The organism is Desulfatiglans parachlorophenolica, from assembly GCF_055394735.1.
This window is the reverse complement of the sequence record NZ_AP042460.1, coordinates 3,990,859-4,003,507: the sequence shown is the minus strand read 5'-3', so window position 1 is coordinate 4,003,507 and position 12,649 is coordinate 3,990,859. Positions and strand designations below refer to the sequence as shown.

Annotated in this window: 11 protein-coding genes; 1 reads left to right on the top strand and 10 read right to left on the bottom strand. The window is 54.5% G+C overall.

Translation table 11 applies throughout. The features are described 5' to 3' along the window. Positions 1–11: 11 nt before the first annotated feature. The 9 genes from ACZ500_RS18665 to ACZ500_RS18625 form a co-directional block, all read right to left on the bottom strand. The gene (locus ACZ500_RS18665) at positions 12–377 is read right to left on the bottom strand and encodes a NifB/NifX family molybdenum-iron cluster-binding protein (protein ID WP_464228952.1); all 366 of its coding nucleotides are present in this window, start codon (positions 375–377) and stop codon (positions 12–14) included. Positions 378–405: 28 nt separating this feature from the next. Further along, positions 406–843 carry an iron-sulfur cluster assembly scaffold protein gene (locus tag ACZ500_RS18660; protein ID WP_464228951.1) on the bottom strand — a complete coding sequence of 146 codons (438 nt, stop codon included), beginning with the start codon at positions 841–843 and terminating at the stop codon, positions 406–408. 35 nt (positions 844–878) lie between these two features. Next, on the bottom strand, positions 879–1,262 hold the full coding sequence (locus tag ACZ500_RS18655; RefSeq protein ID WP_464228950.1) for a NifB/NifX family molybdenum-iron cluster-binding protein: 384 nt from the start codon (positions 1,260–1,262) through the stop codon (positions 879–881). Between the two features lie 14 nt (positions 1,263–1,276). Beyond that, the gene (locus ACZ500_RS18650) at positions 1,277–2,125 is read right to left on the bottom strand and encodes a P-loop NTPase (protein WP_464228949.1); all 849 of its coding nucleotides are present in this window, start codon (positions 2,123–2,125) and stop codon (positions 1,277–1,279) included. A 418-nt stretch (positions 2,126–2,543) separates the two neighbouring features. After that, positions 2,544–3,428: a dihydropteroate synthase gene (locus ACZ500_RS18645; protein ID WP_464228948.1), complete on the bottom strand. Its 885-nt coding sequence runs from the start codon at positions 3,426–3,428 to the stop codon at positions 2,544–2,546. 46 nt (positions 3,429–3,474) lie between these two features. Further along, complete coding sequence (gene acsC, locus ACZ500_RS18640; RefSeq protein WP_464228947.1) at positions 3,475–4,821, bottom strand: acetyl-CoA decarbonylase/synthase complex subunit gamma; 1,347 nt, start codon at positions 4,819–4,821, stop codon at positions 3,475–3,477. An 82-nt stretch (positions 4,822–4,903) separates the two neighbouring features. Then, positions 4,904–7,120: an acetyl-CoA decarbonylase/synthase complex subunit alpha/beta gene (gene acsB / locus ACZ500_RS18635; RefSeq protein ID WP_464228946.1), complete on the bottom strand. Its 2,217-nt coding sequence runs from the start codon at positions 7,118–7,120 to the stop codon at positions 4,904–4,906. A gap of 48 nt (positions 7,121–7,168) precedes the next feature. Then, on the bottom strand, positions 7,169–9,205 hold the full coding sequence (gene cooS, locus ACZ500_RS18630) for an anaerobic carbon-monoxide dehydrogenase catalytic subunit (RefSeq protein ID WP_464228945.1): 2,037 nt from the start codon (positions 9,203–9,205) through the stop codon (positions 7,169–7,171). Between the two features lie 58 nt (positions 9,206–9,263). Next, the gene (locus ACZ500_RS18625; RefSeq protein WP_464228944.1) at positions 9,264–10,841 is read right to left on the bottom strand and encodes an acetyl-CoA decarbonylase/synthase complex subunit delta; all 1,578 of its coding nucleotides are present in this window, start codon (positions 10,839–10,841) and stop codon (positions 9,264–9,266) included. A 645-nt stretch (positions 10,842–11,486) separates the two neighbouring features. Here ACZ500_RS18625 and ACZ500_RS18620 point away from each other — a divergent pair. Further along, positions 11,487–11,618 (top strand): hypothetical protein, encoded by a 132-nt coding sequence (locus ACZ500_RS18620; protein WP_464228943.1) that lies wholly within the window; start codon positions 11,487–11,489, stop codon positions 11,616–11,618. Positions 11,619–11,826: 208 nt separating this feature from the next. Here the strand turns inward: ACZ500_RS18620 and ACZ500_RS18615 are convergent, their stop codons facing one another. Beyond that, positions 11,827–12,573: an ATP-binding protein gene (locus tag ACZ500_RS18615; protein ID WP_464228942.1), complete on the bottom strand. Its 747-nt coding sequence runs from the start codon at positions 12,571–12,573 to the stop codon at positions 11,827–11,829. Positions 12,574–12,649 lie beyond the last annotated feature (76 nt).

The window sequence follows — 12,649 nt, the reverse complement described above, 5'->3', positions numbered from 1 at the left end:
GGTCGTCAGGTCTACCATTGCCCTTCGACATCCGCTTCGTCCGCCAAGGGCAGGCGGCCATCGAGATAAGCCTGAACGGCCTTCCTAACCGAGCCTTCGGCCTCCGCGTTGTTGGCTACGCGAACATGCCCGGCCTGCAGCGCCTTGAACGCGTTCGGACCGCAATGCCCGGTCAGCAGCACCTCCACGCCCTTTCCGCTGATATTGGCCGCAGCCTGGATGCCGGCCCCTTTCAGGGCGTTCAAATTTTCGCTGTTATCCCACACCTCGAATTCCCACGTATCGGAATCCACGATGAGGATATAGGACGCACGCCCGAATCGAGGGTCCACATCCGCGTTCAGATCTTTTCCTCTTGCACTCACGGCGATTTTCATCTTCAGGCCCTCCAAAACCGGAAATACCTTAGCCGGCTGCGGCCGTTTTTTCAGCGGCCTTTTCCTCATATTCTTTGATGGCCTTCTGCAATGTCCTTAAAGCCAATCGTGCACAGTGCACCTTTTGATCCGGAAGCTTCTCCAGTTCTTTATAAAGCATATCGAGATCGAACTTTGCAGCCTCATCCAGGCGCTTTCCTTTGGCAAGGCCGGTCAAAGCGCATCCGGAAGCAACAGCCCCCGGACAGCCGAGTATCTGGATCTTGGCGTCTCGAATTACACCTTCGTCGACCTTGAGCGAAAGCTTCATCGAATCGCCGCAAGGTCCCGTAAGATCCGTCACCTGATCGGCATCTTCCAACACGCCCATATTGGCCTGGGTCCGAAAATACTCTATGGCTTTATCCGAATACCCGGATTCAGAAAGCATCTTGTAAACATCGTCAGTCAGTGTCTTGTTCTCCATGACCCCAAAAACCTCTTCTTATGCTGAAATGCACCTTAGCGGCCGCCACCGCCGCCGCATACCTGCTCCTCGCCGATGAGAGGCAATCGGCCGGCGATCAGATCCTCCACCACAGGCCTGATGGCAGGTCTTTCTACATCATAATAAACATCGATCCCCATCTGCCTGAAACCCATCAGCGGGCGCATGCCGATTCCCCCCACGATGAGTGCATTGACATTATGCTCGGCCAACAGATTGACTGGCACCATACATCCACCCTGCACATGTGCCTCATTGGGGATGGTGATGATATCCTTTACCCGGCCTTCCTCGACATCGATCAAGGTAAAAACATCGCAATGACCGAAATGTCCTGACCTCTGTCCATCCATTCCCCCCGAACCCATAGACGGAACGGCTATTCTTCCTTTCTCCATACCCTGAACCTCCCTCAAGCATTCCCTTTCAAAACGGCGTCGACCAACCCATCATAGGCGCGGTTGACTTCCAACTCATCCATGGCGAGGAGCGCATCCAATTTCCCGGCATCAGCCAGTTCAACCATCTTGGGCTCGATCGGAATTTGACCGAGTAGAGGCACACCCATAGCCTTGCTCATCCTCTCGCCCCCGCCTTTTCCAAAAAGATTGATTTCCTTTCCACAATGCGGACAACTGAACCCGCTCATATTTTCGACGACACCCAGAATCTTCATTCCCACCTGACGGCAGAAATTGATCGATTTTCTGACATCCGCCAGGCTGATCTCCTGCGGCGTTGTCACAACGAGCGCCTCGGCTTCCGGGATCGTCTGTGCGACCGTAAGCGGTTCGTCCCCCGTGCCCGGCGGAGAATCAGCGATCAGAAAATCCAGCTCCCCCCACGTAATATCGGAGATAAACTGCCGTATGGCACTGATCTTGAGCGGCCCGCGCCAGATAACCGCTGCATCTCGGTCACCCAGCATCATCTCGAGGGATGCCACCTTCAGATTCTGAGAGAAGGCGCATGGCCGAATAATACCCTCACCCTCCATCTCAAATCCCCCGTGCACATCCACCAGATGAGGGATACTGGGCCCATGCAGATCGACGTCCAGAAGGCCGACCCGGTGTCCGCGGGCACTCAGCCGCAGCGCCAGATAGGTTGCGACCGTACTTTTTCCCACGCCCCCTTTGCCGCTCATCACGAGAATCTTTCTGCCGATCCTTTGCAGGTTCTCCTGAATGAGGCGGTCCTGTTCCAAACGCTCGAAATCCGCCGGGGTGCTGGGTTTCTCCTCCCTGCTGCAAGAATTCAAATCCTCACCTCTCAATTTTCAGCTCAGAACATGCCGCAAATCGTTCAAGCAGACATTCAACCGCCATATTAGACGGAATATCCCCAAACGATAAAGGAAAAAATCCTTTTGGGCCCGCCGACCAAAAAAGAGAACCTCCCCATCCCTCATCCGTCGACCAGGAATGGAGAGGCTCTTCTCTGAGCCATCGTCCTGCGGGGCCACTGCACCTACGAAAAACCTCAACGGCTGACCGCACTCGCCGGCCTGCGCTTTCCCCCACGGCCAACGAGGCTGCGCCTGCACACAGACACAGCCCCTCGCGTCTGCAAGGCCTGGAGAAAGCACTTCCCACAGACCAAAGAAAGCGCAGACTCGAATCAGAAAACCCCCTTGATCAGGCTGCTTACGTCCATTCCGGACAGCCTGATCAGGGAGCCTAGATCTCGAGCCACGAATCAGAATAGAGCGAGTGACCCAGAATAACCCTCGCAGTCTTCGCGTAATCCTGAAGCTCTTTCGAGACGCTGTTCATCTCAACGTTTTCTTTGTCCATGACCTTGTGGATAACTTCAACGATATCAGGACGCTTCCCACGGGCCATCGCGACCAGACCGTCATCGTATGCGTCGGCGATACAGGAATACATCCCTTTCCGCTCCAACATGACCATGTAAGTCTGATTCAGGATCGGTCGCAGATGGTCAGGCGGCCCGTTGGAAACGTTCGACAGCCCACAGGTCGATTTGCAGCCCGGAGCGATATCCTGCAGCATTTCCTGGAAAGCCAAAAGACTCATCAATTGAGGCTGCTGGATATTGACCGGCGTCACGATGCCATCTACAAAGATGTCTTCGTTCGGCACCCCAGCCTCGTTGGCGGCATAGATCAATTCAACTGCTAGAGCGGCCCGCTCGTTCTCGTCCCGAGGCAACCCGTCAGGCCCCCACATTAACGCGATCATGTTGGCCTTGTACTTCACGGCCAGAGGAATCATTTTCTCATAGCGCTCCGCACGGCACATGATCGAATTGATGATCGCTTTCCCCTTGTGTGCAGCCAATCCAGCTTCCATAGCCTCCACATTGGACGTATCCAGACAAAGGGGAGGGCTGTCTCCAATGGCCTCCTGAACCGTCTTCACGACGAACTCCATCAGTTCAGGGCCACCTTTCCTGGCAGGACCCAGGTTGATATCGATCCAGTCCATGCCTTTTTCCTTCTGCCGGATCGCTTCCTCGACAATCGGACGCGGGTCTTTTTCCCTGAAAGCCTTCCCTATCTGCCGGTTGATGACATTCAGGTTTTCTCCAATCAATAACATTGGTCTACTCCGTCGTTTGAGATTAAAACCATCGCCAGCTCTTGGCTTATTTATTCATTTCCTTGAGAAACTTCGGTATCAAGGAAGCGTCCCGGGGTCCGATCAGAATCTCCCAGCCAGGCAGTTCCTCCTCCATGTCTCCGCTGATGGAGGCGGCATAACCAGGAATGATGATTTTCTTGTGTTTTACCTTATCCGCGATACCGCATTTCTTCACGAATGCCCCGACTGCATCCCCCGAGAACTTCCCCGCCGCCCAAGCGGTCATAACGGACAATCCTTCGGTATCCATGATCAGCAGCCAACTGGGAATACGGCTCCCTTCTATCTCTCCGCTCACAATGAAGTAGGTGAGGGAGAAATTGGTGGTGATCAGAACCGGCGAGTTCTCATCCGGAGAACCGATTTCGTAGATGCCCTGCGTCACCGTCATCGGGCGCTGCGGGTCGGTAAAGATATTGAGCCGCTCGAGCAGCAACGGGAAGAGACTCGCTCCCGTAAAATCGGAAAGCACGATGATCCCCGCATATTTGGCAATCAAAAGCGCACCGAACAGGGTCTCCATATGGAGGTTGCCAGCCATCTCGCAAGGGAAGGCAATCGTCGGAAAACCGAGGGACCGGTTTGCAGCCTTGAGGGCTGCCCGGCGGATCGCCACCTGGTCCTGGAGAACCTGTTTCGATTCGCGCGCACCCGAATCGAGAACCAGATCCTTCAGGCCCATGCCGGTCAGTTTGTCACTAAGGCTGATCAGCCCGTCAATATTGTCGGCCCGCACAGCCAGCGGCAGACCCTTTTCTTTCGCGAGGGCGCCCATAGCATCCACGTTCTCTGCCGTAGCAGCATACAGGAGCGGCTTCTTGAACGCGCAGGCCTCGACCCCTGCCTTCATGACGTCACTATTTTCCGTCATGAGAATCAGGTTGAACTCGCTTTCCTCAGCGATCTTCTTAGCCGCAGCCGCAAATGCACCGGCATCCCCGTTGACATCTTTGAGGGCGACCAGCTCGGGCCTGAGGTTCAACCCCACACGCTCATACTGGAGGGCATTCCAAGCCTTGAGCTTGGTATCCAGCGTTGTGGCGTCCGTATCCGACAGAACCAGAACGGCAACCGCGGTCGGGTTGTAAAAGGTTTTCTCATGCCTGAACAGGACGGTTTCACCGCCTGTCTTGAAGGCCCTCACACCGGCGCCGACCGCTACAGGGCGGATCGGCGGTGCGGAGGCCTCCGCCAACTGCTCACGCGCCTCATCCGACACGTAAGGGCAGGCATCGAGTTCCGCCTTGCCCGAGGCCAAGTTCATGGCAAAGGCAAGGCAGGTAGGAACCCCGCATTCTCCACAATTGGTCTTCGGCAGCAACTTGAATATCTGAATTCCAGTTAATCCCATAATTTTCTCCTGATCACGATTGAGAGGGCCAGGGCCGCGGCGCGGCCCTGGCACCGGGTTCTTTAGATGTGGACGATCAGAATTACCCGACGATGGGCTCCATCTTCAATGCCGGATGATCTTTCTCCTTCAGAAAAGGCATGATCTCATCCTCGGTGATCCCGACCGTCTCGTCCGCAATCCTGTCCACCAGGTCGGGGATTCCCAGCTCTTCGCCCCGTTTCACCAAGCGGTCCCGGATCTCTTCCTTGAGCGACTTGGGCAGCCAAACGAGCCTGTGCAGTCCGCCGTCCCCGACAATGAACTTCCGCTGCGTAATATTGTATTTAGAGTGCCCGACAAACCCCGGAGAAGATTGACCGCCGCCCATGACACCGGCGAGGGTCGTAAATTTCATGCCGCAGGGGGTCTGACCTGTGTAATCTCGGTGAACCGTCATGATACCATTACAACCCGGCAGTACTGCGGCAATGCACTCGCAGCAACCACAAGTGGTCATCGGGTCATTGACCAGGCTGTAAAAGTTGTAATGGGTAATGGCCTGGCGAGACGCCTTGAAGACAAAGTCGTTGACGCCTTTCCACTGTCCCAACTTGGGGTCCAGACATTCCCCTTTCTCTACCGGCTGGTTGGGTCCAGTGGGATTGATCTCAAAGGACGCCTTGCAATCCATCCAGTTGTAGGCACCGCAAAGGCCCGTCCGCTCAGGGCTGACCATACAGACATGGCTCGGAGCGAAGGACTGACAGAGTGTGCAGGAGTAATACGTCTCGACACTCTCATCCGTCATCTTCTCGACGCGGTCATCACGCACCCGGTACTCCTTCCGGGCCCGATCGGTGAGTTTGGCGACGTCTTCCTTCTTCGTGTAAAGGGTGACGGCGACCTTATCCAGGATGCTGCCGAAATCCTGATGAAGTTTCGCGTGCAGGATTTTGCCGATATCCTTGATCGTGAAACCCTTCTCGATGGCCTGCTGACCGACGCGCACCCAGGAGATGTCGCGTTGCCCAATGTGCATGATGCCCTGGGCATAGTTGATCAGATGGTGAATCTGCCGCTCCAGAATCGGCTCGAAGTCGGGCTGCATCTTTCGACCGGCCACCTGGACATAAATGCCGAGAGGCAGACGATCGCCTTTCTTGCTATCACTCACATCCGGTCCGACCACTTCGACATGTCCGTCTTCGATGTCGTTCATCTCGGCCATCTTGACAAGCTCGGTACACTGCGTCTTACCGCCGCCCATCTCGAGGTAAAGATCATCTTTACGAACACGCTCACCCTCGAAGGCAGGTCCGTAGGCCAGCGGGATATCAATCTTCGAGATGGTGACCTTCAGCCCGCGCACTTCGATGGACTTCTGGCTCATCTCATCGATCGGGATATTCGCCACGACGTGCTCGTATGTGCAAACCCCGGTCGGCAGGATTTCAGGGATATCCGTATCTGCAAGCGTCGGGAAGCCCCAGTTGACGCAGCCGGCGGCATTGGCCGCCCACTCGGCGTTCACCTCGCCCAGGGCATTGACGAACGCGAAAATACGGTTTTTCTGATAGGCCAGCATCTTCTTGTAATCACCAGGCTGGATGCCGCCGAAAGACAAGCCCGCGCGGTTCGCGAAACCGAGCGCGAAGACTGCCGCGGAGATATCCGGACCAAACGGAACGAGCCGGGTGTTCCAACCAATCTGGACGCCTTCCTGAATCAGCTGTTCGGCGAAGGTCGTCCCGTTCTGGTTCGCGGCCATAAAAACGTAAATGCTCTTCAGCTGATATTCTTCGGCAAGCTTCTTGGCCTGCGCGGAATCGTTCGCGGCACCGACTATGGCTGCGAAGCCAGGGGCCGTGCCGTCCACGAATTCCACCCCGCGCTTGCGCATGATCGCGTCATCCGCGGCACCCAGCCAGATTTTCCCGTTTTCGACATCGGGATCCTCCACCTCAGGCTGATAAAAACCCGGGTCTTCGACGTACCGGATCGCCTCGGCGATTTCTTCGGCGAACAGGGCACCCATACCGGCATCCAGCAGCGGGCCGAGGTAGGGGAGATGGCAGTCCTTCTTCACGTGGGGCGGCAGGAGTTTGCGTGCAAACTCGAGCGGTTTTTTGGCTGAATCGAGGTCGGTCACCTTTATGCCGGTCAGCGAGTAGATGATCGGCAGGAAATACGCCGTGTTGGGAAATTCGAGTTTCTGGCTGCCGCCATAGGTCTCCAGGGCCTTCTTATACTTGCCTTCAGCCTTGGAAACGATATTGTAAGCACCTTGGATCGCTGCAAATGCTACTAATTTAGACATAAGACACTTCCTCCCTTCTTAAGAGGCATTATTCCGGTTCACGTTTACTTAAGCGGCTTCCAGATCACGGCGTGCCGCCATATCAAACAGGACACGCTCCCTGGCTTTGTCGATGCCAAGGGCCTTACGTTTCTTGTCGATATGGGCGATCATCTTCTGGGCATGCTCATAAGGATCGACGACCAAATCCCACATGCCACCATAGATATTCTCGAGTTCCTTATAGAGATGGTTCTCGAAGACAGGCGCGCCACTGACGGGCAGGGTTACCCCAAAGACCGTGTAAACACCCGACACTACAAAATAATGCCCAATGCTGATAGCCTTTTCACTCATCCACTCAGGTGCGGACCCTGCGGCCGGCAAGTCGCTGATGTCGTTGCCGAGTCCGCCGGCCTTCACAACCTCTGCAGCCGCCATCAGAATCCGGCTGTTGTCGACACAGGAGCCCATGTGCAATACAGGGGGAATGCCGACCGTTTCACAGACTTCCGCCAGCCCCGGACCGCAGAACACCTTCGCGGCTTCGGGGGTGAGAAGGCCGGCTTTCGCACAGGCGATCGCATTGCAACCGGTCGTCAGAACGATGACATCGTGTTTGATCAGCTCTTTGACAACCGTCAGGTGACCCTCGTTATGAACGGTACGGGCGTTGTTGCACCCAACGACGCCGCCGATCCCGCGGATCCGGCCATTGATGATATTGTCGTTCAATGGTGCGTAGGAAGCGCGGAAAGTTCCGCCCAAGTGATAATTGATCGCTTCATAGCTGAATCCCGCGACAAGATCTGACTTTTCGTCGGGAATGATAACCGGCTTAGACCGGTTGGGGAAATTTTCAATACCTGTTCTTACGATTTTCTTCGCATCTTCGAATGCAGTATGTTCATCGAACTCGATATGAATGGTATCTCCTGAAGCAATTTTTGCTCTCGGGTTCGTTGTAATAACTTTGGTATGGAAACATTGCGCCACGTTGGCAATATTCTCCATAATGCACTGCACATCCACCACCATAGCATCTACAGCGCCCGTCACGATAGCCAGTTCCTGCTGCAGGAAGTCTCCGCAAAGCGGGATCCCATGCCGCATAAGCAGTTCATTCGCAGTGCAACAGATACCGCTCAGCTGGATCCCATGTGCACCTTTCGATTTTGCAAGCTCAACCATTTCCGGAAGTTCCGCCGCCTGAACGATCATTTCGCTTAAGAGCGGTTCATGGCCATGGATGACGATATTGACATGATCCGCTTTGAGAACACCGAGGTTAGCAGTACTTTTCACAGGATACGGGCAACCAAACAGAACATCCTGAAGGTCCGTGGCGATCATGGATCCGCCCCAGCCATCACCGATGGCGGCCCGGGAACATTGCTCCAGGATATTCTCATAGTGCTGATCGACACCGATATGGGTCCGGTGCATGATCTCAACGATCTCGCGGTCGATCCCGCGGGGAAGAACACCAAGTTTTTTCCAGAGTTCATAGCGCGGCGCCGGGGCTCGTTTGGCCGTGCAAACCTCACCCTGCTGCTGGCCCCACTGAGCGAGAGCGGCTTCTCCGACTTCGACTGCGATCTCATCGATATCGCGGTCGAGGACTTCGCCATTCTCACCCTGAACCGTAATCTCGACGCCAAAATCAGGGGCGATTTCAAGAAGTTTCTTGGTGTCGCGAATGTGGTAATCGTGCGTTTCCTTCCTCGCGGCGGCAAGGAACGTCTCTGCAACACCCCGGCCATGATCCGAGTGCGCAGCGGCACCGGCCGCAACCATTCGGGCAAAATTCCGCGCGGCGATCGTCTCCGCGGTCGCACCGCAAAGCCCCTTACGGGTATCTTTTCCTTCGACCCCACCCTTCGGAAGCGGCAGGCGGCAAGGACCCTGAGAACAGTTCTTGCAGCAGGTTCCCTGAACGCCGATATTACAAGGCTTCATGCTCTGGGCACGATCGAAAATAGTTTCGATCTCGAGGTCCCAGGCCCTCTCGATCATTTGAGCGCTCGCGGGATCAACCGTCAGATCTTGTGCCCTCACAGGGGCTTTTTCTTTCTTTACTGCTTTCTTGACTTCTTCAGTCGTCATTTCGGGGTTCCTCCCTTTATTTCCGGAATCGTCCGTACTAATTAAGTGTGGTTATCGATCAGATACGCTTATGTATTTTGTCAATGTTGGCTATCATGCGATCAACCAGGCCAAGTTGCTCTTTTGCAGCCGTCTTGGCAGCCGAGGTGCTGACAGCCCGCTCTGAAGCCGCTTTTTCCCGTTCCAGCGCCCTTTGGTAACGCAGCGCTTGCAGATCCTCTTTTTCCTTCGCTTTGCTTTCCTCAAGGGCTTTGGCTTCCGCTTCCGCCTTTTTCTTGGCTTCCGCTTCCGCCTTGGCCTTCGCCTCGGCTTCTACCTTGGCCTTCGCCTCGGCAGCCGCTTTCGCTTTATCTTCGGCGTCCGCTTTAGCCTTCTGTTCAGCCTCAGACTTTGCCTTCGCTTCGGCTTCCGATTTCGCTTTCGCCTCGGCCTCAGCCTTCGCCTTGTCCTCAGCGGGGGCGGCCGGCGCGGCCTTCGGTGCTGCGGCCGCCGGGGCCTGTTTCACTTCCTTCTTCGCGGCTTCGGGCTTCGCTTCCTTCTTCTCAGGGGCAGCCGCTTTGGCAACCTTTTCCTTGGCGGGCGCAGCCCCTTCCCCGAATTGCAGATCCGGAGCAGGTGACAAGGCGATCAAATCCGCTTCCTGGAGTTCAAGCCTTTTGGAGATCGGTTGAACGTCCATTGCCATGCCGCCGTTCAAGGTCAAATCGATGAAGGAGCGAACAAGGCGGACAGACTCCGGGTGCCGAAGGATAACGATGTCGGACCCGGCAAGAAGGTAACAGACCGCAGCGACCGACTCCATCAGGATTCCACGATTTTCCGGATCGCCCAAAGTGGGGGCGTCCTGGATGGGCTGCCCGGCTTCTTTGCACTTCCACACTTCGTTGCCGACGTTGTTGATAAGGGGCAACTGCAGCTTGTCATCTTCCTGAGTCAAAGCCGCCATCCGGATCCGCTCCATGACGGAATAGCTGTACTCCAACCCGTATCCGAGACCACCGGTGGTCGGGTCGATCACTATCTTCTCGCTCGGAACTCCGAGATTTCCGAGAAGGATATTCAGCTGTTTCGCAAGATTCACATCGATGGGAGAGGAAGCTACGATACAGTGGCCATATCCGAGAGCGCTTGCACCGACCCCCTTGTAGTTGCCTTCTTCCACGGGACCAAGGCCGACATTCTTTCCCGTGCACAACTCGGAAATCTTCTTGAGGACCAGTTCATCTTTCTGGTTATTGGCGGTACCCCAAACAACCAGAGGCACGTCAATGGCGTCGGCGACCTTTTTGACCACCTGCGCTGCCTCTTCCGGGGCGCGGTCCATCCCATTGGGATCCGTGCTTTTGAGTTGGATAACGATCAGATCCGCGCCATATTCGGCGACACACTTTTTAGCCCATGCTTCTGCGGAGGTTATGACATCCTTAAACGGTTCCACCGCTGCGGCTGGCCATTCTTTGCTGGGATCATAGTCCCAAATCTCCATGGCGATCTTCGGCGGGTTGGGCACACTGCCTTCGAAGGTGAAAAACGGATAACTGTCCTGTCCACCGAATTTCAGTGCACCGGAACCGCTCCCAACGGTTGTTACCCCTATCCTTCCTGAATAGGGTTGTTTTGGAATTTCAAAGGCCAATTTTTTCTACCTCCTTCTTGGATTTAATCACTACGCTTGTGACTGCCCGTTAACGTGGTTTTCATTCTGAAAGAAAACGATTCCCGCTCTGTAATAAAACGCTTGGCCCGCGCGAATCTCCAGCGAGGCCTGCGCATTGCTCGAGGGGGCTCCCCGCGAGAGTTCGCAGAAGGAAGATGCCAGGGTCTTTTGATATCGGCTTCCACGAATTCCGAGGATGCATGATCACTACCGCCAGGTGGGAAAGGCGCTTTCTCGATCAGACCGGCTGTCGTTTCACGATACGATCGCCGGAAAGGCCTCCCAATCCATGTATCAGGAGGAGACAGGCTGAAAGATCTGTACTGCACAAGATTACGTCTCAATCAGCTTCCTTTCCCGAGATCATTGTGAAAAATAGAACAAAACAGATCAAAAAAATATGTCTCCGCCACAATTCGAAGGAGACCTTCGGGGCTGTAAAGTATGACGAAGGGAACCAGCTTGTCAAGTCATTTTTACTGTAATTCAAAGGGTTTTGTCCGGCCTCAGCAATCCAATATGTAGTGTTTTTTAGACTCTCAATACAACATATTGTTCAAAATCTCCCGGATTTTGGCATTCCCCTTCTCGACTGCCCTTCGCTCTTGGGAGAAGGGCAGCTAGATGAAACAAAGAAAGGTAAATTCAACCTATTGCGTACTCGGATCCAGATCTGGAACAAATAGCGGCAAAAACGCCTCGTTTCCGGATTGGAAACTGCGTTGTACCGGGAAATCATTTCCGGATGGACACTGACAGGCTCCATCCGGAAATGACAAGCCAGCACGATCCAGTGCGACCCGGTTTCCAATCCGGAAATGAAGATTTTTAAACAATACATATAAAATCGATAGCTTGCTTGTGCGGCAGTTCACATCTCGTCGCACAAGCAAACGTACAGATTGAAACCGGTATTGGCCAAAGAGACCATTTTGGGATGGAAAAGGATTACTCACTGAACAAGCTACTGAACGATTTTTTCAAAGATCGCATAGGAGGCCTGCAGGGCTTTGCTCTCCCGATCCAATTCGTATGTGGCCCGTCCCTGCAGATCGAAGGCTTGAACGAGGGGATCCTCAGGAACGATGCCGAGCAGATCGAGATTGTAGCTTCTCACGGCCTGCCTCACAGCCTCTTCCTGACCGTCCCGGGCCTGATTGACGACTAGGCATTTTCGAGCGATCCTGAGCCTCAACTGCTCAGCAAGTTCGATGATCCGGGCCGCGGCCTGGATTCCGCGGCGCGTGCTATCCGACACAGCCAGAAGGACGTCGATATTGTTGGTCGTAAGCCGACTCAAATGCTCCATCCCAGCTTCGTTGTCTATGACCACATAGGGATAATTGCCCAGCAGTTTTTCGAGATATTGCGTCAGAAGGGTGTTTGCCGCACAGTAGCAACCTGCCCCCTCCGGCCGGCCCATAACCACCAGATCAAAACCCGGAGCCTCCACCACAGCCTGCTGGAGCTTCATCTCCATGAATACATCTTTCGTCATTCCAGAAGCTACGCCCTTTTTCATCTCCTCTCGGGCTTCTCCCAAGGTCCCCTCAACTGTGAGCCCCAAAACTTCGTTCAAGTTGGCATTGGCATCGGCATCAACCGCGAGAACCGGCGTTCTGCCGGTTTCCACCAGAAATTTGATCAACCAACCAGCCATTGTCGTCTTGCCTGTTCCACCCTTTCCCGCCATTGCAATCGAATAACTCATAATCATTCCCCTCTCCAAAAAAATATTTGATTTTATAGCATAAATTTGCTAAATTTCAAAGATGCAAGAAACTTTT